Origin of the sequence: Gordonia sp. Swx-4, assembly GCF_030316175.1 — a bacterium.
GTDB classification, from domain to species: Bacteria; Actinomycetota; Actinomycetes; order Mycobacteriales; family Mycobacteriaceae; genus Gordonia; species Gordonia alkanivorans.
On record NZ_CP128197.1, the window covers coordinates 1,578,722 to 1,602,950 of the forward strand.

Annotated in this window: 23 protein-coding genes; 14 read left to right on the forward strand and 9 right to left on the reverse strand. The window is 68.0% G+C overall.

Going from position 1 to position 24,229, the window contains the following annotated elements; genetic code table 11:
* The first annotated feature begins 187 nt into the window (after window positions 1-187).
* Together PWF70_RS07235 and PWF70_RS07240 are read left to right on the forward strand one after the other, a co-directional pair.
* A complete protein-coding gene (locus PWF70_RS07235) occupies window positions 188-850 on the forward strand; it encodes a vitamin K epoxide reductase family protein (RefSeq protein ID WP_006361225.1) in 663 nt (220 codons plus the stop codon).
* A 105-nt stretch (window positions 851-955) separates the two neighbouring features.
* Window positions 956-1,657: a TetR/AcrR family transcriptional regulator gene (locus PWF70_RS07240; RefSeq protein ID WP_006359497.1), complete on the forward strand. Its 702-nt coding sequence runs from the start codon at window positions 956-958 to the stop codon at window positions 1,655-1,657.
* 33 nt (window positions 1,658-1,690) lie between these two features.
* On the opposite strand, the gene PWF70_RS07245 is transcribed toward PWF70_RS07240, so the two are convergent.
* A complete protein-coding gene (locus tag PWF70_RS07245) occupies window positions 1,691-2,485 on the reverse strand; it encodes a dioxygenase family protein (RefSeq protein ID WP_035750403.1) in 795 nt (264 codons plus the stop codon).
* A gap of 165 nt (window positions 2,486-2,650) precedes the next feature.
* Between PWF70_RS07245 and PWF70_RS07250 the strand changes: the two genes are divergently transcribed.
* Entirely contained in the window at window positions 2,651-4,234 is a 1,584-nt protein-coding gene (locus tag PWF70_RS07250; protein WP_006359494.1) for a cation:proton antiporter domain-containing protein, read from the forward strand.
* A gap of 7 nt (window positions 4,235-4,241) precedes the next feature.
* On the opposite strand, the gene PWF70_RS07255 is transcribed toward PWF70_RS07250, so the two are convergent.
* The gene (locus PWF70_RS07255) at window positions 4,242-4,790 is read right to left on the reverse strand and encodes a GNAT family N-acetyltransferase (protein WP_006359493.1); all 549 of its coding nucleotides are present in this window, start codon (window positions 4,788-4,790) and stop codon (window positions 4,242-4,244) included.
* A gap of 74 nt (window positions 4,791-4,864) precedes the next feature.
* Between PWF70_RS07255 and PWF70_RS07260 the strand changes: the two genes are divergently transcribed.
* The 5 genes from PWF70_RS07260 to PWF70_RS07280 all read left to right on the forward strand — a co-directional run bounded on the left by PWF70_RS07260 (window position 4,865) and on the right by PWF70_RS07280 (window position 11,860).
* Complete coding sequence (locus tag PWF70_RS07260) at window positions 4,865-5,404, forward strand: hypothetical protein (RefSeq protein ID WP_035750405.1); 540 nt, start codon at window positions 4,865-4,867, stop codon at window positions 5,402-5,404.
* Window positions 5,405-5,480: 76 nt separating this feature from the next.
* Window positions 5,481-6,026 (forward strand): copper chaperone PCu(A)C, encoded by a 546-nt coding sequence (locus PWF70_RS07265; RefSeq protein WP_006359491.1) that lies wholly within the window; start codon window positions 5,481-5,483, stop codon window positions 6,024-6,026.
* Entirely contained in the window at window positions 6,019-7,275 is a 1,257-nt protein-coding gene (locus PWF70_RS07270; RefSeq protein ID WP_006359490.1) for a Dyp-type peroxidase, read from the forward strand. Before PWF70_RS07265 ends, PWF70_RS07270 begins: the two co-directional genes overlap by 8 nt.
* Before the next feature lie 47 nt (window positions 7,276-7,322).
* Complete coding sequence (gene mfd, locus PWF70_RS07275) at window positions 7,323-10,898, forward strand: transcription-repair coupling factor (RefSeq protein WP_042375942.1); 3,576 nt, start codon at window positions 7,323-7,325, stop codon at window positions 10,896-10,898.
* A gap of 56 nt (window positions 10,899-10,954) precedes the next feature.
* Window positions 10,955-11,860: a nucleoside triphosphate pyrophosphohydrolase gene (locus tag PWF70_RS07280; protein WP_035750409.1), complete on the forward strand. Its 906-nt coding sequence runs from the start codon at window positions 10,955-10,957 to the stop codon at window positions 11,858-11,860.
* Between the two features lie 26 nt (window positions 11,861-11,886).
* Here PWF70_RS07280 and efeB read toward each other — a convergent pair whose 3' ends face one another.
* From efeB to efeU, 3 genes are read right to left on the reverse strand one after another with little or no spacing between them, the layout of a single operon-like run.
* The gene (efeB, locus tag PWF70_RS07285; protein ID WP_035750412.1) at window positions 11,887-13,212 is read right to left on the reverse strand and encodes an iron uptake transporter deferrochelatase/peroxidase subunit; all 1,326 of its coding nucleotides are present in this window, start codon (window positions 13,210-13,212) and stop codon (window positions 11,887-11,889) included.
* Window positions 13,209-14,417 (reverse strand): iron uptake system protein EfeO, encoded by a 1,209-nt coding sequence (efeO, locus tag PWF70_RS07290; RefSeq protein ID WP_035750415.1) that lies wholly within the window; start codon window positions 14,415-14,417, stop codon window positions 13,209-13,211. Before efeO ends, efeB begins: the two co-directional genes overlap by 4 nt.
* Complete coding sequence (gene efeU / locus PWF70_RS07295; RefSeq protein ID WP_035750417.1) at window positions 14,414-15,391, reverse strand: iron uptake transporter permease EfeU; 978 nt, start codon at window positions 15,389-15,391, stop codon at window positions 14,414-14,416. The genes efeO and efeU overlap by 4 nt, the downstream gene beginning before the upstream one ends.
* Before the next feature lie 423 nt (window positions 15,392-15,814).
* Between efeU and PWF70_RS07300 the strand changes: the two genes are divergently transcribed.
* The 6 genes from PWF70_RS07300 to PWF70_RS07325 all read left to right on the forward strand — a co-directional run bounded on the left by PWF70_RS07300 (window position 15,815) and on the right by PWF70_RS07325 (window position 20,393).
* Window positions 15,815-16,585 (forward strand): lytic transglycosylase domain-containing protein, encoded by a 771-nt coding sequence (locus PWF70_RS07300; RefSeq protein ID WP_035750419.1) that lies wholly within the window; start codon window positions 15,815-15,817, stop codon window positions 16,583-16,585.
* A gap of 126 nt (window positions 16,586-16,711) precedes the next feature.
* Window positions 16,712-17,995: a phosphopyruvate hydratase gene (gene eno / locus PWF70_RS07305; RefSeq protein ID WP_035750420.1), complete on the forward strand. Its 1,284-nt coding sequence runs from the start codon at window positions 16,712-16,714 to the stop codon at window positions 17,993-17,995.
* A gap of 12 nt (window positions 17,996-18,007) precedes the next feature.
* Window positions 18,008-18,706 (forward strand): septum formation initiator family protein, encoded by a 699-nt coding sequence (locus PWF70_RS07310; RefSeq protein ID WP_035750422.1) that lies wholly within the window; start codon window positions 18,008-18,010, stop codon window positions 18,704-18,706.
* An 11-nt stretch (window positions 18,707-18,717) separates the two neighbouring features.
* Window positions 18,718-19,248 carry a DUF501 domain-containing protein gene (locus PWF70_RS07315; RefSeq protein ID WP_035750424.1) on the forward strand — a complete coding sequence of 177 codons (531 nt, stop codon included), beginning with the start codon at window positions 18,718-18,720 and terminating at the stop codon, window positions 19,246-19,248.
* Entirely contained in the window at window positions 19,245-20,192 is a 948-nt protein-coding gene (locus tag PWF70_RS07320) for a Ppx/GppA phosphatase family protein (protein WP_035750427.1), read from the forward strand. The genes PWF70_RS07315 and PWF70_RS07320 overlap by 4 nt, the downstream gene beginning before the upstream one ends.
* Window positions 20,193-20,219: 27 nt before the next feature.
* Entirely contained in the window at window positions 20,220-20,393 is a 174-nt protein-coding gene (locus PWF70_RS07325; RefSeq protein ID WP_006867454.1) for a hypothetical protein, read from the forward strand.
* Window positions 20,394-20,516: 123 nt separating this feature from the next.
* Here PWF70_RS07325 and PWF70_RS07330 read toward each other — a convergent pair whose 3' ends face one another.
* The 4 genes from PWF70_RS07330 to PWF70_RS07345 form a co-directional block, all read right to left on the reverse strand.
* On the reverse strand, window positions 20,517-21,014 hold the full coding sequence (locus PWF70_RS07330; protein WP_035750883.1) for a DUF4395 domain-containing protein: 498 nt from the start codon (window positions 21,012-21,014) through the stop codon (window positions 20,517-20,519).
* Between the two features lie 104 nt (window positions 21,015-21,118).
* Window positions 21,119-21,619 (reverse strand): hypothetical protein, encoded by a 501-nt coding sequence (locus PWF70_RS07335; protein WP_035750429.1) that lies wholly within the window; start codon window positions 21,617-21,619, stop codon window positions 21,119-21,121.
* 124 nt (window positions 21,620-21,743) lie between these two features.
* Window positions 21,744-22,958: a fatty acid desaturase family protein gene (locus tag PWF70_RS07340; RefSeq protein WP_035750430.1), complete on the reverse strand. Its 1,215-nt coding sequence runs from the start codon at window positions 22,956-22,958 to the stop codon at window positions 21,744-21,746.
* 62 nt (window positions 22,959-23,020) lie between these two features.
* Window positions 23,021-24,145, reverse strand: a complete 1,125-nt coding sequence (locus tag PWF70_RS07345) for a ferredoxin reductase (RefSeq protein WP_042375946.1) — start codon at window positions 24,143-24,145, stop codon at window positions 23,021-23,023.
* Window positions 24,146-24,229 lie beyond the last annotated feature (84 nt).

The window sequence follows — 24,229 nt, forward strand, 5'->3', positions numbered from 1 at the left end:
CCATCCCCGTTGGTGAATCCGACATTACGCATCGGCGTGGGCCGGTGCCGACGTTTGTCCGATCACGCGTGCCTTTACCCTCACCGTGGGCGGATAACCCTCCACCGGTTGCGGCCGGTGCAGAGTCGGCACGATTCGGTGCACGCCGACCGTCGGTGACCACGTCGGGCAGTGTCATCCTGGATGGGTGAGTGAGAGCGCCCCCGCCGATGCAACACCGACCACAGCAGAGCTCGATCCGGACGACCGGGCCCTTCTGGCCGAAGCCGTCCGTTCCTGGACGCGGATCGTCGCCTGGGTCCTGAGCGTCGGCGGCGCGATCGGGTTCGTGGCGTCGTTCGTGCTGACGGTCGAACGGATCGAACTCTTCAAGAACCCCGACTACGTGCCGTCGTGCAACTTCAATCCGGTCCTGAGCTGCGGTTCGGTGATGGCCAAGCCGCAGGCTGCCCTGTTCGGGTTCCCGAACCCGCTGCTCGGCATCGCGGGATTCGCGGTGGTGATCACCACCGGCGTGGCGATCCTCGCGGGTGCACGTCTCGCGGGCTGGTACTGGGCGGGTCTGCAGGTCGGTGTGACCTTGGCGATGGCCTTCATCTGCTGGCTGATCTACTCGAGCCTCTACTCGATCGGCGCACTGTGCCCGTACTGCATGGTCGTGTGGGCGGCGACCCTGCCGATCTTCGTCTTCGTCAGCGTGCGCAACCTCCATGCGAGCGGACTGACCTCGCGATCCGGGGCGGCGCTCGCGGTCGCCCGTAGCCACGCCCTGATCCTGGTCCTCGCCGTGGGGCTCGTGATCGTGCTCATCGCCATCCGGTTCTGGTCGTACTGGTCGAGCTTGTACTGAGGGCGGGGACCCTTCGTGGCTCGTCGCTTACGCTCCTCGCACCTCAGGGAGCGAAAAATGGCGCAACATTCTTGATTCCGCGACGACTCGTCCTAGGCTGGGCCCATGGCGATCGGACGTCCGGCGGAGGGTGCGACCGAGGTGCAGCGCGCGCCCCGGGCGCGGATGACCGGTGCGCAGCGGCGATTACAGCTGATCGAGGTGGCGCGCGGGCTGTTCGCCGAACGCGGTTTCGAGGGCACCTCCATCGAGGAGATCGCGCAGCGCGCAGGCGTTTCCAAGCCGATCGTGTACGAGCACTTCGGCGGCAAGGAGGGTCTCTACGCGGTCGTCGTCGACCGCGAGATGGAGACGCTGCTCGAGATGGTGACCGCCTCGCTGTCGAAGAACCGGTCGCTGTACCGCATCCAGCAGGTCGCGCTCGCGTTGCTCACCTACATGGAGGAGCGCACGGACGGGTTTCGCATCCTCGTCCGCGGCGACAGCACCGCGGCGACCGGCGAGACGGCCACCTACTCAAGCCTTCTCAACGATGCCGTCAGCCAGGTCGAGCACATCCTGGCCGGCGACTTCGAGCGCCGCGGCTTCGACCCCGCCCTCGCCCCGCTGTATGCCCAGGCCCTGGTGGGCATGGTGTCGTCGACCGCGCAGTGGTGGCTCGACGTCCGCGAGCCGTCGAAGGAGGTCGTGGCCGCCCACCTCGTGAACCTCTGCTGGAACGGGCTCACCCGCCTCGACCCGTCGCCCGATCTCGTCGGCCCCGACTACGTCGAGCCCCGCGAACGGACCACCGCCGAGGACTCCTGACGCTTCGAGGCTTCCTCGCACCTGAGGCAGCAGTCAAGCCAGTACCAGGCTCCGCTTGGAGAGTCCCATCCAGAACCCGTCGATGACCTGATCCGGACGCTGTTCGACGTCGTCGCCGGCACCGAGCGCGACGAACAGCGGCGCGAAGTGTTCGATCGTCGGATGCGCATACGGCATCCCGGGCGCGGTCTGGCGAAACCTGATGAGCGACTCCACATCTCCCGCGGCAAATCGTTCGGCGGCCCACGAGTCGAACTCGGCCGACCAGCTCGGGGGAGTCGCCTCGGGTCGCCAGTCGCGCAGGAACGGCAGGCCGTGGGTGGTGAAACCGGACCCGATGATCAGCACGCCCTCGTCGCGCAGCGGCTTGAGGCGTCGACCGAGGTCGAGCAGCCGCTCCGGGTCGAGGGTCGGTAGGGAGATCTGCAGGACCGGGATGTCCGCCTCGGGGTACATGACGGTCATCGGCACGTACGCGCCGTGGTCGAGGCGACGGTTGGGGTCGTGGGCGATCGTCTCGCCGTCGGGCATCATCGCGGCGACGCGTCGGGCCAGGTCCGGGGCGCCCGGCGACCGGTACTGGACGCGGTAGTACTTCTCCGGGAAGCCGCCGAAGTCGTAGGTCAGCGGCGTCCGGGAGTCGGTGGAGCCGATGGTGAGGGGCGCCGCCTCCCAGTGCGCCGACACGATGAGGATCGCTGTCGGCCGTGCGAGGCCGCCGGCGAGCTTCTTCAGCTGGCGGACCCAGGTGGGACTGTCGACGAGGGGTGGGGCGCCGTGGGACAGGAACAGGGCCGGCTGCCGGGTGGGGGAGTTCGAGCTGGACATACCCGATCTTAACCGGACTGTGGTCCGTTTTGTTCCCGAGGCCCAGGATGCCCGCTCTGGTCGGGCAATCGGCGTGGCCGCCGCACGTCGTCTCGCGTGCGGCTATAACGTTCCAGACATCCCCGTCGGCCGCTCGCGGCCCAGAGAGAAAGGGACTCCCGGCGCGTGGAGACAGTCGGCATCTATCTCGTCGTCATCTTCGGATGCGGATTCCTCGCTCGACTGGTCCGTCTGCCGACGTTGGTCGGGTACCTGGCGGCCGGATTCATCCTGCACGCCCCGGGCATCGACGACCTGCCGATCATCGACACGCTCGCAGATCTGGGCGTGACGATCCTGCTGTTCACCATCGGCCTCAAGCTGGACCTCCGGATGCTGTTCCGGCGCGAGGTCTTCCTCACCACCGCCATCAACCTCGCGGTGATCATGGGTCTCACCACCGGCTTCCTCGGACTGCTCTCGACCATCGGCGTCCGGATGCTCATGGGTGAGGGCTGGCAGACGCTCGCGCTCCTCGGTTTCGCGCTGTCCTTCTCGAGCACGGTGTTCGTGGTCCAGGTGCTCGACGAACGCTCGGAGTCCCGCTCGCTGTACGGCCGAATCGCGATCGGCATCCTGGTCCTCCAGGACGTCGTCGCCGTCGCCTACCTCACGTCGATGAGCGGGGAACCGCCGAGTCCCTGGGCGTTCGCGCTGGTCCTGCTGATCCCGGGTGCCTGGGTGGTCCGGCGACTGTGGAACCGCCTCGGACACGGCGAACTCCAGACCCTCTTCGGCGTGACGATGGCGCTCGTACCGGGATACTGGCTGTTCGAATCGGTCGGCATCAAAGGCGACTTCGGTGCCATGGTCGTCGGCGTGCTGCTGGCCTCGCATCCGCGTGCCGGAGAGCTGTCCCGCACGTTGTTCGGTCTCCGAGAACTGCTCCTGGTGGGCTTCTTCGTCTCGATCGGACTCCACGTCACGCCCACCCTCGACACCGTGCTCCTCGGCCTGGTCCTCGTGGTCCTCCTGCCGCTCGAGGCGGCCCTGTTCACCCTCGTGCTGGCCATGTTCGGCCTACGTCGGCGCACCTCGATCCTGGCAGGTCTGGCGCTGGCGAACTTCTCCGAGTTCGGCCTCATCGTCATCTCCAACGGCGTGAGCAACGACCTGCTCGACGACGACTGGCTGGTGGTCACCTCGGTCGCGGTCGCGGCGAGCTTCGTGTTCTCGACCCTCGTCAACCGTCGGGGGTCCGGGCTGGTGGCCCGGCTCTCGGCCTACGTCCCGAGAACAGCCGCCGCGAGCGCCCATCCCGACGACGCGGCGATCGACCTCGCTCCCGCCCGTGCCGTCGTCTTCGGTCTCGGCCGGGTGGGCAGTTCGGTCTACAACCGTCTCGTCGACGAGTACGGGCTGAATGTCGTCGGCGTCGAGAACGATCCGCTGAAGGTCGCCGATCTTCGTGCGCGCGGACTACGGGTGATCGAGGCCGACGCGACCGAGACGGGGTTCTGGGAACGGTGCGAGGGCGTCTCCGACCTCGACATCCTCGTGTTCGCCATGCCGTTCCACGGGTCCAACCTGGTGGCACTGGATCGAGTCGAGGAGCGTGAATTCGAGGGGACCATCGCCGTCGTCGCGCAGTACGACGACGAACGCGACGAACTGCTCGGGCGGGGTGCCGACGTCGCCTTCCACATCTACGAGGGCACCGGCGTCGGTCTGGCCGACGCCGCCGCCGAGGCCGCGGGCCTCGACCGCTGAGATCCGACTACGAGGACGGCTCCCAGAGGTCCTTCTGCATGTAGACGCAGTCGATCCACTGGTCGGCCTTGTGGCCGATCGACCGCAGGCGACCGACCTCGGTGAACCCGAACCGCGAGTGCAGGGCGACCGATCCCTCGCCACCGGTCGCCGCGATCACCGCCACGATCTGTCGCACGTTCTCAGGATCGGCCCGATCGAGCAGCCCGGCCATGAGCGCCGATCCGACGCCGCGGCCCCCCAGGCCGGGGCGGACGTAGATGGAGTCCTCGGTGGAGCGGTCGTAGGCCGGCATGGCGCGGAATGTGCCCAGGTAGGCGTAGCCGACGATGTGCTGGTCGGACTCCGCAGACAGTGTCGCGACCACGAAGGGCCTGTTCGCCTCGCGGATCGTGCGGTACTTCGCCAGCCAAGCGGTGTGCGAGGGGACCACGTAGTCGAAGGTGGCGACGGTGTTCTCCACATAGTGGCGGTAGATGTCCGCCACGCCCGCGAGGTCGGTCTCGACGGCGTCGCGCACCGTCACCCCCATGTCGTCGGTCCGGGCTCCCTGCATTCTGACGAGACTAGTGGTGTGTGGGCCACCACTTGGCTACTACTCCGCGTAATAGCGGGCGTACGCTCGGGGGTATGCCTGTGGCGTCCGATCCGGCCGAACGACTTGTGCGCGTGCACTGGTCGGTCGTCGCCGCCATGACGTCCGGGTCGCTGAGCGTCGGGGCGCACGCGCTCGCCGGGGGAGGCCTCCCGACGTCGTCGCACGTTGTCCTTCTGGTCGCCATCAGTGCCGGACTCGGTTGGGTGAGCGGGGCGGTGGGCGGGACGCGGGGACGCGCGACCGAGATCCTCTCCGTCGGTGCGGCACTCACCGTCGCGCAGCTTCTCGGGCATCTGGCGATGCACACCGGCGGCCACCACGCGTCGACGCCGCTGCTACCCGGCCCGACGATGATCGGTTTTCACGTTGCGGCGCTGCTGATCTCCGCAGGTCTGCTCGTCGGCGCGCAGGAGTGTGCACGCCGTGTCGGCTCACGCATCCTGGCGTCCACGACGCCTCCGTTGATCGCGGTCGGGGATGTCCTCGTGGTCGCGGGTGCGGTCGATCCGCTGCGACCGCTGTTCGGTCGCAGGGGTATCTGGACTCGGGGTCCGCCGGTCCTCCCGGTCTGACCCCTGATTCCTCCATTTCCCGCCGGCGCCCAGGAGCCCCGGTGGTGACTCGCGTACCCGAAAAGGCGAAACATCCATGTTCTCAAGCACTTCCACGACCCGCCGGGCTCGTCGCCCGCTGGCGATCCTCGCCGCGCTGACACTTCCGCTGGCCGTCACGACCGCATGCTCCTCCGACGACACCCCCGCCACCCAGGCCGACTCGGTGACCATCACCGACCAGTGGGTAAAGGCATCCGACAAGCAGATGACCGGTGCGTTCGGCACCGTGGCCAACACCTCCGACCGCGAGGTGACCCTCACCGGTGGTGACACCGATGTCGCCGACCGCGTCGAGGTGCACGAGATGGCCCCGGCCGGCGACGGCACCATGACCATGCGCCAGGTCGACGGCGGCCTGAAGATCGCCGGCGGTCAGACGGTCTCGCTCGAACCCGGCGGGAACCACATCATGCTGATGGACCTGAAGCGGCCGATCGAGGCCGGTCAGACGGTCACCATCACCTTGCGCTTCGGCGACGGTTCCACACGCGAGATGGTCGCGCACGCACGCGATTTCCGTGGAGCCAACGAGGAGTACACGCCGGGCCACGGCTCGTCGGACACCGGCAGTGATGGCTGAGTCCACCAGCCACGGTGACGGCAGAAGACGGGGCCGGGGCCCGGCCCTCTCGCGACGCAGCCTGATCGCAGGCGTCGCGGGAGCCGCCGGTCTCGGTGTCGGAGCCACGGCGATCGCAGCGCGGTCCACGGACGCAGCCGGGGACGCCACGCACGGCGGCGACGTCGTCGAGTTCCACGGCGTGCACCAGGCCGGGGTGACGACCCCGCCCACCGCGCACGTCAACTACGTCGGACTCGATCTCTCGGCAGATCGGGGGCCGCAGGCGCGGGAGGCGCTCGCCGGGATTCTCCGGGTCTGGACCGAGGACGCCGCCCGGCTCACGAGGGGTACGCCGGCGCTGGCCGACAGCGAACCGGAACTCGCCCGATTGCCCGCCAGGCTCACCGTCACGGTCGGCCTGGGCCCCGGCGCCTTCACCGCGACGGGACTGGAGGGCCGACGGCCCCGGTGGCTGCATCCGCTTCCGGCGTACCCCATCGACCGACTCGACGAGCGGCGCTGGGGACAGACGGACCTGCTGCTGCAGATCTGCTCCGACGACCCGGTCACCGTCGCCCACGCGACCCGGGTCCTGACGGCGAACGTGGCGGGACGGGTCCGACTGCGATGGGTCCAGCGCGGCTTCCGCAACTCCCGCGGCAGCCAGGACGAGAAGGTGACCATGCGCAACCTGATGGGGCAGGTCGACGGAACCGTGAACCTCGGGCCCGCCGACTCGGACACCCTGGTCTGGGACGACGGCGCCGAACAGCCGTGGTTCGCCGGCGGGACGTCGATGGTGCTGCGTCGGATCGCCATGGATCTCGACGGATGGCAGGAGGTCGACCCGCGCAGCCAGGAACTGTCGGTGGGACGCACCCTCACCGACGGTGCGCCGCTGAGCGGGGGAGGTGAACACGACGACCCGGACTTCGACAAGATCGTCGACGGGCTGCCCGCCATCCCGGCGTCGTCGCACATCGCCCGCGCCCGTCACCGGACACCGACGGAGCGATTCCTGCGGCGTGGCTACAACTACGACGACCCGCCGGAACCCGATGCCGACGGGACCATCCCCATCTCCAACAGCGGCCTCCTGTTCGCCGCCTACCAGCGCGATGTCGACGCCCAATACGTGCCGGTCCAGGCGCGGCTGGCCGAACACGACGCGCTGAATCAATGGACGACGCCCATCGGATCGGCGGTCTACGCCGTCCTTCCCGGGGCTCGTCGAGGAGAGGTACTGGGGCAGGGCCTGCTGGGCTGATCGACCGGCCTGAGGGGGCACGAGGCGCGGCACATACAATCGGCGGAGTGTCGACGCCCCGTGCCCTGTCCGGTCTGGCCGCGCTCGCGTGTGCGGACAAATCCTTCCGCGAGGTGCACGAACGCCGTGCCGAACGTCGCCTCGACATCACCGCACCCGACGCCGCCCGGCCGTTCCTCGTCTCCTGTCTGGCCGCCGGCGCCGAGGCCCCGCTGCTGGTCGTCTCGGCCAACGGTCGCGAGGCCGATGACCTGACGGCCGAGTTGGCCGAACTCCTCGACGACGCCGACTCGGTGGCCCAGTTCCCCTCGTGGGAGACCCTCCCGCACGAGCGGCTGTCGCCGAGCGCGGACACCGTCGGCCAGCGACTGGCGGTGCTGCACCGTCTCGCCAATCCCGGCGACAACCCGCTGCGGGTCGTGGTCACCACGGTCCGCTCGCTCGTGCAGCCGATGGCGCCGGGCCTCGGCGAGGTCGCCACGGTAACGCTGCGCGAGGGCATCGAGGTCGACTTCGACGGACTGCTGGCGCAGCTCGTCGAGATGGCCTACGAACGGGTGGACATGGTTGGACGCCGCGGCGAGTTCGCGGTCCGCGGCGGCATCCTCGACGTCTTCCCGACGACCGCCGACCACCCGGTCCGCGTCGAGTTCTGGGGCGACGAGATCACCGAGATCCGGGCGTTCTCGGTCGCCGACCAGCGCAGCCAGCCCGAGGTCGACGCGTCCGAGGTACGCATCCACCCGGGTCGTGAACTACTCCTGTCCGAGAAGGTGCGCACGCGCGCAAGCGATCTCGCGGCGAAGAACCCCGACGACACCGCACTCACCGAGATGCTCGGCAAACTGGCCGAGGGCATCCCCGTCGAGGGAATGGAAGCGCTCATCCCGGCGCTCGTCGACGGCGAGATGCAACTCCTCACCGAGGTCGTCCCCGACGGGACACGCGTGCTGATCCTCGACCCCGAGAAGGTCCGGACCCGCGCCGCGGACCTGTCCAAGACCGGTGCGGAGTTCCTCGAGGCGTCGTGGACGGCCGCGGCGATGGGCGCGAACGCCCCGATCGACCCGCGGTCAGGAACCGGCATCGACCTGCAGGCCAGCGCCTATCGTTCGCTCGGCGACGTGCGCGAAGCGACACTACAGGCCAAACGCCCGTGGTGGACGCTGTCACCGCTGTCCACCGGCAGCGGGAACGAACTCGAACTCGACCTCACCCCCGGACCCGCACCGCGCGGCGACGAGCGCGAGATCGCGGCCACGTTCGCCCAGCTCCGGGCGCATGTGTCCGACGGCAAGACCGCCGCGATCGTCGTCACCGGCAAGGGCACCGCCCAGCGAGTCGGCGAGCGGCTGTCCGAGGCCGAGGTGCCGTACGTGATCGCCGAGCCGGGGCATCGTCCCGAACCGGGCGAGGTCACGGTCTTCGGGGCCACGCTCCGCGCCGGAATCGTCTGTGCCGACGCCGGACTCGTCGTGGTCACCGAGGCGGATCTCACCGGTACGCGCGTCGCGAACGTCCGTGACGGACGCAAGCTCCCGGCCAAGCGCCGCAACCAGGTCGACCCGCTGGCGCTGGCCGCCGGCGACCTCGTCGTGCACGACCAGCACGGCATCGGCAAGTTCGTCGAGATGATCGAACGCACCGTCTCGGGTGCGCGTCGCGAGTACCTGGTCCTCGAGTACGCGTCGAGCAAACGCGGCCAGCCCGCCGACCGGCTGTACGTGCCGATGGACGCGCTCGACCAGTTGTCCCGGTACGTCGGTGGCGAGCAGCCGTCGCTGTCCAAGCTGGGCGGGTCGGACTGGCAGAACACCAAGCGCAAGGCGCGCAAGGCCGTTCGCGAGATCGCCGGCGAGCTGGTGCAGCTCTACGCCGCGCGTCATGCCGCCCCGGGCCACGCCTTCGGGCCCGACACCCCGTGGCAGCAGGAGATGGAAGACGCCTTCGACTTCACCGAGACGGTCGATCAGCTGACCGTCATCGCCGAGGTCAAGTCCGACATGGAACGTCCGGTCCCGATGGACCGCGTCATCGTCGGCGACGTCGGTTACGGCAAGACCGAGATCGCGGTGCGCGCCGCGTTCAAGGCGGTGCAGGACGGCAAACAGGTCGCCGTCCTCGTGCCGACGACCATTCTCGCGCAACAGCATCTGCAGACGTTCACCGAGCGGATGAGCGGTTTCCCGGTGCGGGTACGCGGACTGTCGCGCTTCACCGATGCCAAGGAATCCCGCGAGATCACCGAGGCGATGGCCAAGGGCGAGGTCGACATCGTCATCGGCACCCACCGCCTCCTGCAGACCGGTATCACGTGGAAGGACCTCGGCCTCGTGATCGTCGACGAGGAGCAGCGATTCGGCGTCGAACACAAGGAACACATCAAGTCGCTGCGCACCCACGTCGACGTGCTGACCATGTCGGCGACGCCGATCCCGCGCACCCTGGAGATGTCGATGGCCGGCATCCGCGAGATGTCGACGATCCTCACCCCACCCGAGGAGCGCCACCCGGTGCTGACCTATGTCGGCGCCTACGCGCCGAAACAGGTGGCCGCGGCGATCCGTCGTGAGTTGCTCCGCGACGGCCAGGTCTTCTACGTGCACAACCGCGTCTCGACCATCGACAAGACGGCCAAGGACATCGCCGCAATGATCCCCGAGGCGAGAGTCGTTGTCGCGCATGGTCAGATGGGTGAGGATCAGCTGGAGCGCACGGTGTCGGGGTTCTGGAACCGCGAGTACGACGTGCTGGTCTGTACGACCATCATCGAGACCGGTCTCGACATCTCCAACGCCAACACGCTCATCGTGGACCGCGCCGAGAACCTCGGTCTCTCGCAGCTCCATCAGCTGCGCGGACGAGTCGGACGTAGTCGTGAACGCGGTTACGCCTACCTGCTCTACAGCCCGGACCGGCCGCTGACCGAGACCGCCTACGACCGGCTCGCGACGATCGCGCAGAACAACGAACTCGGCGCCGGTATGGCGGTGGCGCTCAAGGACCTCGAATTGCGTGGCGCCGGAAATGTTCTCGGCGCCGAACAGTCCGGCCACGTCGCGGGCGTCGGTTTCGACCTCTACGTGCGGCTCGTTGGCGAGGCCGTCGAGGCGTATCGCGCCGCGGCCGACGGCAAGCCCGTCGAGACCCAGGAGACCGGGGAGGTGCGGATCGACCTGCCGGTGGATGCGCACATCCCGGTCGAATACGTCGACTCGGACCGTCTCCGTCTGGAGGCGTACCGCAAGCTGGCGTCGGCCACCGACGACGCCGAGGTCGACGCGGTGCTCGTCGAACTCAACGACCGCTACGGTCCGCCGCCGGTCGAGACGACGCGTCTGGCGTCGATCGCCCGCCTGCGTCTGCGCTGCCGCGAGCGCGGCATCACCGAGATCGGACTGGCCGGACAGGGCGTCAAGATCTCGCCGCTGCCGCTCCTCGACAGCGAGCAGGTGCGTCTCCGCAGGCTCTACTCCTCGGCGACCTTCCGCGCGACGACGTCGGTGGTCACGCTCCCGATTCCGCGGACCGGGGGAGTCGGTTCGGCACGTCTGCGCGACGACGAGCTCATCGAGTACCTCACGACGTTCCTCACGCAGCTCAAGCCGGAGCCGAACGCTTAGAACACCACTCAGCGGGGCAGGAAAATCCACGGGGGTCGAGAGAGGGCGTACAACGAATGACGGTGGTGCTGTTGGACCCGGCACGGCCCGACCTGATCCCCATCCGGGCGCGCGCCTGGCTCACCGGATCGGTCAAGGTCACCGAGGACGTGCCCGCTGCCCTGCTCTGGGAGTTCGACCGTGTCGAACCGGTTTTCGACGAGGTGCTCGGTGAGACGCCCGTCGACTCCGTGCTGGTGAGCACCGACGCCGATCACCCCCTCGTGCGTGCCCGCGCCGCCCGCGGTGAGCAGGTCATCGCCACGCAGAAGGTCTCGGGGATGGCGCTCCTCGATTCCGTCGCGCTCATGGACACGTTGCGCCGCGACGGCCCCTGGGAGAGCACCCAGACCCATCACTCGCTGCGTCGCTACCTCCTCGAGGAGGTCTACGAGCTGCTCGACGCCATCGAGGCCGGTGATCAGCTCGAGCTCAAGGAAGAACTCGGGGATCTGTTGCTGCAGGTGCTCTTCCACGCGCGCATCGCCGCCGACGACCCGGACGCGCCGTTCGACATCGACGACGTCGCACGCAGTTTCACCTCCAAGGTGATGGGCCGCACCCCCGGCGTGCTGTCCGGCGCCCACTCCGACCTGGAGACCCAGATCCGCGAGTGGGAGGAACGCAAGGCCGCGGAGAAGAAGCGCGGCTCCGTCCTCGACGGCGTTGCCACCACGCAGCCGTCGCTCGCCCTGCTGCAGAAGATCTTCGAACGGCTCACCGCGGCGTCGTATCCGGTGGACACCATTCCGGCCGAGACGTGGACGGTCACCGTCGCCCCGAGCGACGACAGCGTCGAGGCGCAGACCCGAGACAAGGCCCTGGCGCTGATGGCGTCGGTCCGGGACGCCGAGGCGCGCGCGAAAGAGCTGGGCATCGAACTGGATTCGCGTGCAGCTTGGGAGAGCGTGCTCCCGGACTGATGGTGAGCGACCGCCGTCGCGGAAGGTCACTCAAAGAGCCGCTGCCCCCACCATTCGCCGGGTCCGAGGCCGGGTGGGATGGCGAAGTTCGCCGAGCCGTTGGGGATCAGATACTCGGTCATCGCGTCCTGCCGGGACAGGACCTGCTGCATGGGCACGAATTGCTTGCCGGTGTCGCGGTTGAAGGCGATGAAGAACAGCCCGGCGTCGAGGTGGCCGAAGCCGTCGGTCCCGTCGGTGAAGTTGTAACCCCGGCGGAGGATCTGCACCCCGCCGAGGTTGTCCGGATGTGCCAGCCGCACGTGGGCGTTGCGCGCGATGATCGGGGTCCCACCGGAAGTGATCGCGAAGTCGGGGTCGTCGAACTCGCCGGCCTTCCCGAGCGGTGCGCCGGATCGCTTGGTGCGTCCGACGATCTGTTCCTGCTCGAAGAGGTTGGCGCGGTCCCACGGTTCGATGTCCATCCGGATCCGCCGGGCGACGAGGTAGGTCCCGCCGGTCATCCACTGCGCCGACGGTGGATTGTCCTCCGGGGCGACCCAGACCCAGCGGTCGAGGAGGTCGGTGTCCTCGGCGCGCAGGTTCGCGGTGCCGTCCTTGAACCCGAACAGGTTTCGGGGAGTGTCCTGGGACTGCGTCGTCGACGACGTGCGGCCGAACCCTAGCTGCGACCAGCGGACGGCCATGACGCCCACCGCCATTCGGGCGAGATTGCGGATGGCGTGGACCGCCACCTGCGGGTCGTCGGCGCAGGCCTGCACGCAGATGTCGCCGTACGACCGTGCGGGGTCGATCTTCTCGGCGGCGAACATCGGCAGGTCGACGAGCGCCGGCGGTCGACGGTCGGCGAGACCGAACCGGTCGGGGCGGTCGGGAGCCGACGCGCTGGGACCGAACAGCCCGGGACCGAAGCCGATCGTGAGCGTGAGGTGAGCAGCGCTCAGCCCCAACGCTTCCCCGGTATCGGCGGGTGGTGTGTACTCACCGAGGCCGGTGGCGCCGTCGGGGACGGTCTCCTCGCCGCGGGTCATGCGGTCGGCCGCGTCGGTCCAGCGTTGCAGCACCGCGACGAGCTCGTCTCGGTTGTCGGTGACGACGTCGAAGCTCGCGAAATGCAGCCGATCCTGTGCGGCGGTGATGATCCCGGCCTGCCGTGGACCCCGGAATTCGACGATGTGGTCGGTCGCCGGGGCCTGCGTGGTGGCACGGCCGACGGCCATCCCGCCCGCGGCGACGAGCAGTCCGGCACCGGTGCCGCCGAGGATCGCACGACGCGAGAGACCACGTCGCGTCGTGCGGCCTACGGGCTCGGTTGGTTGCGCGTCGTCGGGGTGGCGGGCCGGATCACTCATTGCTGCAACACGATTCCCGGCACCTGGGACAGGGTGGCCGACAGCGCGTCGATCTGAGTGGACAGCTCCTTGCGCTGTTCGGGCGTGACCTCGATGTAGGACACGTAGCCGTCGCCGTTACGGTATCTGTTCACCGAGTCGCGCGCGGTCGTGAACTGCGCGGTGATCTTGTCCATCAGTGCCGGGTTCTTGGCGGAGATGATCGGCTGCATCGTCGCGATCGCGGTTTCCGACCCGTCGAGATTGGCGGCGATGTCCCACAGGTCGGTGTGGGAGTACCGGTCCTCTTCACCGTCGACCTTGGTGGCGGCGACCTCGTCGATGAGGGCCTGCGGGCCCTTCACGAACGAGAGGGTCTCGAACTCGAAGTCCGGCTTGCTGACCGAGTCGCGGAGCCTGGTCACGTTGGCGAGCAGACCGTCGGCGATCTCGGCGATGGCCTGCGGATTGTCGGTCGCCTTGGCGTTCGCGGCATCCGACGGCGTGATCTGGCCGGCTGCATCGCCGATCTCGGCGGGCTGCGGCGGCCACAGGAACCGTTCGAGACGGTGGAAGCCGGTGAACGGCTGGGTGCCGTCCTCGGTATCGTCCCATCGCATGTCGATGGCGGGGTCGAGATCGGGGAAGGACTCGGCGACCGGCTCGATCCGTTCGTACGGGGTACGCGTGAGACCGAACTGCGCACGCGCCGCGTCGAGATCGCCCTTCTTGACGCTGTCGACGAAGGACGTCGTCTGGGCGTGCAGGGTGTTCAGCTGATTGCGGACGTACTCGAGGTACTGCGCCTTGGCGGCGGTCACGTCTGCGGGTACGTCGGCCTTCTCCTTGCGCTCGCCGCCGACGTTGAGTTCGGTTCGGATGCCGGTGCCGACCATGCCGGGCTTGCACGCCACCGTGTAGGTGCCGGGTTCGACGATCTCGACGGTCAGATTGCCGGACAGTCCGGGGCCGATGTTCTCGACCTCGCCGAGGACGCGGTTGTTGTTGCCGTAGACGTAGAACTCGGTGACCTTGTCGCCGGAGTTGGTGATCGCGAAATCGACGTTGCCGGTCGTCGCTTCGGTGGTCGCGAGATCGCAGGCGTCGGCGGTCGAGGTCACCGCGATCGCGCCCTCGGAGCTGCCCTTCTCGGTACAACCGGCGAGGAGCACAGGGGAGATCACCACCGCGGCCGCAGCTGCGGCCACCACGGGTCTACGAGTCACTGAGGATTCCTTTCGGGGGCGGGCTCCGCGGGCGCGGAGCTCTCGTCGGGCGTTGCGCTCTTCCGGGCGGCGGGGGTCTTCGAGGTGGGGGCCCGATGGCCGGCGCGCTGTCGACGGAAGAAGATCGTGGTCACGACCACCACGTAGACGATCCAGGCGATCACCTGCAGGATTGTCGGATCCGGGCGCACGTTGAAGATGCCGCCGAGGATCGTGCCGTACCAGGAGGAGGCGTCGTAGGTCGCCGAGATGTCGAAGGCGGTGTTGCCGAGGCCGGGCAGCCAGCCGACCGTCTGCAAGGCCCGGATGCCGTAGGTCAGGATTCCGGCGGCGACGACGATCAGGAACAGGCCGGTGTAGGTGAAGAACACCGAGAGGTTCATGCGGATCGCTCCGCGGTAGATCAGCACTGTCAGCGCGACGGCGGCGAGGATGCCGATCACGAGTCCGAGCAACGGCCACAGTCCGCCCGACACGCTCTCGGCGTAACCGACCATCAGCAGCGCCGTTTCGAAGCCCTCGCGGCCGACGGCCAGGAACGCCAGACCCAGCACCGAGGCGCCGCCGGCGAGAAGCGCTTTCGACATCCCGCTCTTGAGATCGGCGGAGATGTGGGAGGAGGCCTCGCTCATCCACAGCACCATGAACGTCACGATCCCGACCGCCACCAGCGACGCGACGCCGGCGATGGTCTCCGCCGCGAGCGGCGTCATCGTCGATGTGCCGAAGTGGATCACGAGGAACACCACGAGCGTCATCGCCACCGCCGCACCCACGCCCGCCCAGATCCACTTGAGGGCGTCTCGGCGGTCGGTCTTGACGACGAAGGCGATCAGGACCATGACCACGATCCCGGTCTCGAGGCCTTCGCGCAGACCGATGAGCGCGCTCCCTACCATCTGCGTCCAGACCGACGGTCCGTCGGCAGCCAGGACCGCAATGCCGCTCGAGGCGAGTGCCGATACGTAATACATTCCCGGTGGTCCATCTCCTCGACGCCCAGCGGCGACGTGTGTGGTGAGGCTAGCCATAGGAACGTTAGACCGGAGAGGGTGTGTCGCATAGGGCACATCGCCCCACCGGTGGGCCGGATCCCTGCCAGAGGGGGCCTGATCAGCGGGATTCGACGCACTGTGATTTCCAGACCTCCGCCGGTGCCGTGACCGGTATGTCGGGATCGGCGTCGAGCATCGGATTCCGCACGGTGGGCGACGCCGCGTCGAAGTCCCGACCGACCATCGGGAACCGAAGGCGACCGCCGGCAGTTGTCCCCTGTGACCGGGTCGCTGTGTGTTGCCGAGGCGAGCACGCCGCGGCATGTGCGATCGTGGTCGCTCGGGCGGGCATCGGCTCGCCCCAGATCTATTCGACAGACCTGAGACAGGAGTGAACGGGGAATGCGTGTGTTGGGCCGGGGGCGGAACCGTCGCTCGTGGAGGAACGGGCTGGTGGCGGGCTGTGTGGCGGTCGCCTCGACGGTGCTGCTCTCCGCATGCATCGACCTCCCGTCGCTGAACAGGCCCGACATCCCCGAGGGCATCCCGCCCGGCGCGGGCGTGCCGCAGCCCTACATCGACATCAACGCACCGGGCCGCACCGCCGACAAGATGCGCGAGTGGGCCGACCCCATCTCCGAGTCGACCGGCATCCCCGTCGTGTCCCTGCAGGCATACGGCAACGCCGCGGAGATCCAGCGGCAGCAGCACCCCGAATGCGGCATCGCGTGGACGACGCTGGCCGGCATCGCCGGCGTCGAGAGCAAGCACGGGCACTATCGGGGTTCCAGTGTCGCCGCCAACGGCGACGTCAGCCCGCCGATCCGCGGGGTTCAGCTCGACGGCACCAAGGGCAACATGGAGATCCGCGACACCGACGGCGGCAGCCTCGACGGCGACTCCACCCACGACCGCGCCATGGGACCGTTCCAGTTCATTCCGGAGACGTGGAAGCGCTACGGCGTGGACGCCAGCGGCGACGGCGTCCCCGACCCGGACAACATCGACGACGCGGCGCTGTCCGCCGCCCGCTACCTGTGCGTCTCCTCGGGCAACGACATGACCGTCGCCGAGGGCTGGGAGAAGGCGGTCCGCAGGTACAACAATTCGATGGCCTACGTCCTCGACGTGCGCGATCACGCCAACGCCTACTCGATCAACGTCCGTTTCTGACCCGGGAGCCGGACGGTTCCGGCCGTGGCACGAGACCTTGTCTCGTGGACCGTGGGTGCAGCCACTACTCTTTGACCTACCGACCGGCATCACAGCCGGCACGTCCACCGAGATTGGGGTTCAGCCGTGGCAATCATCGAGCAGGTAGGTGCGCGCGAGATTCTCGATTCGCGGGGAAACCCGACGGTCGAGGTCGAGGTCGTCCTGGACGACGGCACCTTCACCCGCGCCGCCGTTCCGTCGGGCGCTTCCACCGGCGAACATGAGGCCGTCGAGCTCCGTGACGGCGGCGAGCGGTACCTGGGCAAGGGGGTCACCAAGGCCGTCGAGGGTGTCCTCGGCGAGCTGGCACCCGCGGTGATCGGCATCGAGGCCGAGGAACAGCGTCTCGTCGACCAGGCACTCCTGGACTGCGACGGCACCCCCGACAAGAGCCGCATCGGCGCCAACGCGCTGCTCGGTGTGTCGCTCGCGGTGGCCAAGGGCGCGGCCGAGTCGGCCGGTCTGCCGCTGTTCCGCTACATCGGCGGCCCCAACGCCCACATCCTGCCGGTCCCGATGATGAACATCATCAACGGCGGTGAGCACGCGGACAACGGCATCGACTTCCAGGAGTTCATGATCGCCCCGGTCGGCGCTCCCACCTTCAAGGAAGCCCTCCGCTGCGGCGCCGAGGTCTACCACGCGCTCAAGTCGGTGCTGCACAAGCAGGGCCTGAACACCGCGCTCGGCGACGAGGGCGGCTTCGCCCCCGACCTGCCGAACACCGAGGCTGCGATCGCCGTGATCGGCGAGGCCGTCGGCAAGGCCGGCTACAACTTCGGCCGTGACGTCGTCATCGCGCTCGACGCCGCGTCGACCGAGTTCTACTCCAACGGCGCCTACAAGCTCGAGGGCAAGGAGCTCGGCGCCGACGACATGGTGTCGTTCTACGAGAAGCTCATCGCCGACTACCCGATCGTCTCGATCGAGGACGGTCTGTCCGAGGACGACTGGACCGGTTGGGCCAAGCTGACCGAGTCGATCGGTGACAAGGTGCAGCTCGTCGGCGACGACCTGTTCGTCACCAACCCCGAGCGCCTCGAAGAGGGCATCTCCAAGGGCATCGCCAACGCCCTGCTGGTCAAGGTCAACCAGATCGGCACGCTGACCGAGACCCTCGATGCCGTCGCCCTCGCGCACAACAACGGCTACAAGTCGATGATGAGCCACCGGTCCGGTGAGACCGAGGACACCACCATCGCCGACCTCGCCGTCGCCTGCAGCTGTGGCCAGATCAAGACCGGCGCGCCCGCTCGTTCCGAGCGTGTCGCCAAGTACAACCAGCTGCTGCGCATCGAAGAGGGTCTCGGCGATGCGGCACGCTACGCGGGCGACCTCGCCTTCCCGCGTTTCTCGTTTGGTTCGTGATTAGCTGTCTTCATGGGTTCGGAGCGACGTCACCGCGGTGACGGGCGTCAGCGTGCGCGTGATCGGAAGGCCGATCCGCGCGTACGCGACGCCCGTCGCACGCGACGGCACGATCGGTCCGGACGTCCGGCCCGACCTGTCGCACCGGCCTCGGTCGTCGAGACCGGTGAGCAGGAGCTGATCACCGACGCCACCAAGGACACCGCCGACGAAGCCCAGAGGACCGCGGCCGACACAGCCGCCCCGCCGGCCGAACCGGTTCGTCGTCCCCGGCCGAACGCGTCCCGCAGCCGGATGCGGTCCGGTTTGAGTGCTCGTCTGCGTCGTTTCGAGATGACCCCGGCGACCGTGGCGACACTCGTCATCACGGTCGTCGTGGTCTGCGTCGTCGCCCTGACGCTGGCGATGCCGCTGCGGACCTACTTCACTCAGCGGTCGGAGTTCCGTCAACTGACCGCGTCGAACGAACAGCTGCGGCGCGAGGTCGCCGACTACCAGCAGAAGGTCAACGAGCAGAACGACCCCGCCTACATCGAGGCCCAGGCGCGGACGCGTCTGCAGTTCGTCAAGCCAGGAGAGATCCCGCTCGTGATGTTGTTCCCCGCCGACCAGGCCCGCCGCGAGGCCGCCGAACGTGCCGAGGAGCGCGCCCGCGCACCCTGGTACGGCAACCTCTGGGACACCCTGTCGACTCCGCCCGCCGCGCAGTGAGGTCAGAGACCGTGAGCGTGTCAGAAGAAGACCTCGCCACCGTCGCAGCCCAGCTGGGGCGCGAACCGCGGGGCGTCATCGAGATCAGTTACCGCACACCTGACGGGCAGCCGGCCGTCGTCAAGACCGCGCCGCGGCTGCCCGACGGCACGCCGTTCCCGACGCTGTACTACTTGACCGATCCGCGGCTCACCGCCGAGGCCAGCCGTCAGGAATCGGCGGGCGTGATGCGAGGGATGACCGCCCGGTTGTCGTCCGATCCGGAGCTCGCGGCTGCCTATCGTCGTGCGCACGAGGACTACCTCGCCGAACGCGACGCCATCGAGTCGCTGGGTACCGACTTCACCGGCGGCGGGATGCCCGACCGGGTGAAGTGCCTGCACGTGCTGATCGCGCATTCGCTCGCCAAGGGGCCGGGTCTCAACCCGTTCGGCGACGAGGCGGTGGCTCTCGCCGCTGCAAACGGCTTGCGGGGCACCGCGATCCCGACCGACTGGCCCGACACGCTTCCGCCCACGGAGGCCACCGGAGACGACGCGTGACGGTCGTCGGCGCCGTCGACTGCGGTACCAATTCGATCCGTCTCCTCGTCGCCCGGGCCGGCGACGACGGTCGCCTCGTCGACCTGCATCGCGAGATGCGCGTCGTACGACTGGGTTACGGCGTCGACGCCACGGGTCAGTTCGCACCGGAGTCGATTGAACGCACCCGCATCGCGCTCGCCGACTACGTCAAGACGATGGAATCGCTCGGCGTCGTGAAGGTTCGGATGGTCGCGACATCGGCGACGCGTGATGCGTCGAACCGCGACGAGTTCTTCGCGATGACCGCCGACCTGCTGGGCTGTGTCTCCGACGGCGCCATCGCCGAGGTCATCTCCGGGGACGAGGAAGCGCGGCTGTCCTTCCGCGGGGCTGTCGGTGAATTGGACCCTGCCACCGGACCTTTCGTGGTCACCGACCTCGGGGGCGGCTCGACCGAGGTGGTGCTCGGCGACACCGACGGTGTCCACGCGGCGTACTCGGCGGACATCGGGTGCGTGCGCCTGACCGAACGCACCCTGCCGTCGGATCCGCCGACCGCCGAGGAGATCGCCGCCGCCCGGGCGTTCGCCGCCGAGCGGCTGGCCGAGGCCTTCTCGCGGGTGCCCGTCGAACCTGCACGGACGTGGGTCGGCGTCGCCGGGACGATGACGACGCTCGCCGCGCTCGGCGCCGGGCTGACCGAGTACGACTCGGAGAAGATCCACCTCTCCCGCATCTCGCTGGCCGACCTGGACCGCGTGTGCTGGGACCTCGTCCACATGACGCGCGCCGACCGCGCCGCCCTGGGGCCGATGCACCCCGGTCGCGTCGACGTCATCGGCGGGGGATCGCTGGTCACGCTGGAACTGGCGAGGGTGCTGGCCGAGCGTGCGGGCATCACCGAACTCGTCGTCAGCGAGCACGACATCCTGGACGGGATCGCATTGGGAATCCTGGACTGACCGTCCGGCCCCGATAGGATGTGACGCATGGCATACAACCTGCGTTGCCCCTGTGGCGAGTCCATCACCGCCCTCGAAGACGACTTCGTCCCCAAGGTCCAGGCCCACCTCGCGGCCGAACACCCCGGCCGGGACTACAGCGAGACCGAGATCATGATGATGGCGATGACCGTGCCCGACCGCGCGGTGAAGTCCGACTGACCCTTCGAGACGCCCTCCGCAAGCTCCGGGCTCCTCAGGGAGCAAGGCAAACCCTCCCTTTTTCCGTAGACCCACCCCCGCGCGGGTGGGTGGGTCTACGGAAAAAGGGAGGGTTTGTCGGCGCTAGACGGCCGCGGGATTGCGCAGCGAGATGTTGTTGCAGGCCTCGCACACCGACTCGGGGATGATGCCTGCACGCTGCAGGAATCCGAAGATGGTGCAGCCGAGGCAGAATCCGAACACGGCCTCGAGAGTCGCAGCGAAAATCAGGATGCCGGTGGCGATCTGTGCGGCCAGACCGAAACCGAAGAGGCTGAGCACGAACGCCGTGCCGCTGACGACCAGGCCGATGGTCTGGGCGAAACGCTTCGGCGGACCCGGGACGAGCTTCTCCTTGCGGACGATCTTCGGGACGATGAACTTCACCGACAGCTGTCCGAACGGGGATAGCGTCGGGCCCGACGCCACGCGCAGCGCGAAACCGAGGGCCAGCACGCCGTAGAGGATCGGGTTGTTGACCGCGACCGCGATGACGGCCAAGGCGACGACCAGGCCGGCAGTCGTGCGGGCCGCATAGTCGTTCACGGGGTTGGGAAAGGTGAGAACCTCACGCACCGACATCGACAGAACCTCCATGAACTAGGAAAACCAGGACCAAGCTACGGGTGAGTCCGCCGTTTGGCAAAGGTTGTATCCACCCAGATCTCAAGAGGGTGAGCGCGGTCTCACAAGTGATCGATGTCGGGTGCGATCCGGGGCTCCTCCGCGGCGATCTCCCGCGGGTCGTCGACGTCGGGCTCGTCCTGGTCGGTCACGCCGCCGTCGCTGGGGAGTTCGGCCTCTCGGGAGACCTCTCCCTCCTGGTCGATGCCGGCCTGCTCACCGACGTCGATGCGATCGGGGATCTCGTCCATGTCGACTCCAGTCACTTCTCGCGCCTGCTCGGATTCGGAGAACGGTTCGGACAGGTCGACGTCGTTGATCGACTCCGCATAGGCGAACTCGGCGTCGATGATTCCCCACTCCGGGTCGCGGGCGAGCTCGTCGGCCTTCGCCTTGCGGGCGGCCTCCCGCATCTCGAACCCGTCGGTGACGATCTCGCCGATCTCGCGGGTCACCCCGGCGACGGCACCGGTGATGATCGTGGCGATGCGACCCACGTGTGTTGCCGTGGACTCGATCAGCTCCTGCATCAGATCCTTGTTCCGTTCGATGCTGTCGACCATCTAGACCCCCTGGGTTCCTGAAGGGTGTTGCCCCCACATGAGAGTGTGCGCACGCCCGTCCGACGCGGCTGGTCCCGAGGATACCCCCGGGACCAGCCGGCGAAACGGTGCGGAGAGGAGCTGATCAGGCGACCGACGCGGGCTTCTCACGCTCGACGATGACGGTGAGGTCGTCGTCGTCGCGGGTCATCCAGTTCGGCAGCGACAACTTCGCGATCTTCTTCCAGGTCGACGCCAGCTGGTGACTGAGTGAGCCGGTGTTGTACGGGAGGCCGTAGCGATCACAGATCTCGCGCACCTCGGCCGACATCTCCGGGTAGCGGCCGGCAGGGATGTCCGGGAACAGATGGTGCTCGATCTGATGGGACAGGTTGCCGCTCATGATGTGGAACAGCGGACTGCCGGTGATGTTGGCCGAACCCAGCATCTGGCGCAGGTACCACTGGCCCCGGGTCTCGTTCTGGCATTCCTCAGGGGTGAAAGTCTGTGCACCGGTGGGGAAGTGGCCGCAGAAGATGATCGAGTACGTCCATACGTTGCGCACCAGGTTCGCGGTTGCGTTGCCGATCAGGGTCGGCACGAACAGCGGACCGGTCAGCGCCGGGAAGACGACGTAGTCCTTGAGGACCTGTCGACCGGCCTTGCGCCACATACCTTTCACCAGGCCCTTGATGTCACTCCACTTGCGCTTGCCCTGGATCACGTTCTCCGCCTCCAGATCGTGGAGCATGACACCCCACTCGAAGAGGAGCATGAGGGCGGTCGCATAGCCGAGGTTGCCCAGGTAGTAGGGATTCCACTTCTGGTCGCGCGCCATCCGCAGGATGCCGTAACCGATGTCGCGGTCCTCGCCGACGATGTTGGTGAATGTGTGGTGCAGGTAGTTGTGGCTGTGCTTCCACTGGTCAGCCGGACACACGGTGTCCCACTCGAATTCGCGCGAATTGTAGGTGTCCTCGCGCATCCAGTCGTACTGGCCGTGCATCACGTTGTGGCCGATCTCCATGTTGTCGAGGATCTTCGACACGGAGAGCGCCCCCACGGCGGCGATCCAGGCCGGCGGGAAGAACCCGAGGTACATGAGCGCGCGGCCGCCGATCTCGAAGCCGCGCTGGGCGCGGATGACCGCGTACAGGTAGTCGCGATCCTTCTGGCCGAGGTCGGCGACGATCCGGGAGCGCAGCTCGTCCAGGTCACGCCCCAGCGCCTCGACCTGTTCATAGGACAGGACGACGGTGTTGGGGTCGGTGTTTCCGGTGTTGATCTTCTCGGCCTCGACTACGGCCGGCAGGTTCTCGGTGGGCGCGGGACGGGTGTCCTTGGCGATGTCGATGGTCATGGTGTGCCTCCTGCTAGTTAGGAGAGTGGATTGGGTGGAGGTCGGCGTGTGGTGGCCGACCGTCAGATCTCGATGTCGACGGAACCGACCGGGGCGTTGATGCACAGCTGGATCTGGGTGTCGGACTCGGTGTCGGTCTCGCCGGTCAGGACGTTGCGGGTGCAGCCCGACTTCTTCACGGCGGTGCAGGAGAAGCAGATCCCCATGCGGCAGCCGGATTCCGGGGTGAGTCCGGCGGCCTCGGCCTGGTCGAGGATCGGACGACCGTCGTTGGTCGCCGTTGCCCCCGACCGTGAGAACGTCAGTTCGCCCTCGACCGAATCGGGGTCGACGACCGTCGGTGCGGCCAGGGTGAACGCCTCGCTGTGCAATGGCTGCGAGATGCCGAGCTCGGTATGTGCCTCGGCGACGGCATCCATCAAGGCCTGCGGTCCGCAGACGAAGACGTCGGCGTCGGCCAGGCCGGGGATGTTGTCGAGGTGCGCGGCGGTGAAGTGGCCGTCGTGGGCCTCGCGGGTGTGGTGCATCCGGAGGTCGAGGTTGGGATGCCCGGCCGCCAGGGCGGCGAGCTCGTCCCGGTACGCCACCTCCGACGCCGTGCGTGCGTAGTGCACGAACGTGATCGGTCCTGCGTAGCCTCGGGCCACGAGCGTCCTCATCATTGAGAGCACAGGTGTAACTCCGCTGCCCCCGCTGATGAAGACGGCCGACGTCGGGTCGGTCTCCGGTAGTGCGAAGTCGCCGTCGGCCTGGGACAGTCCGACGACGTCGCCGGTCCGGGCCTCGGCGGCAAGGTACTTGGAGACGAGGCCGTCGTCGTTGGCGGTGATGGTCAGCTCGATGGCGCCGTCCGAGCCGGCGGCGGCGTTGGCCGGCGAGAAACAACGGGTGTGCCGTACGCCGTCGATGACGACGCTGAGCTGCACGTATTGTCCTGCCTGGTGTCCGCGCCACTGTCGTGTCGGACGAATGGTGAGACGCACCGTGCGGGGCGTCGGGTGCTCGACCCGGACGATCTCGCCGCGCAGGTCGCGCCAGGTGAGCATCGGGTCGAGCAGTTCGAGATAACGGTCGACCGGATGCGGGGACAGTGCCGCCTCGACGATCGAGCCGACCAGGCGATTCCAGCGGCCGGGGCTGCCGGCGGAGGTGCGCGGGGTCGGGTTGTGGGAGGTGCGGATGCTCATGGAAGGGCTCCGTTCACATGATTTCGGTGTACAGGTGTACACAAACGAGTGTGACATGACGGCGCCCTGGGTCGTCAAGCGTGG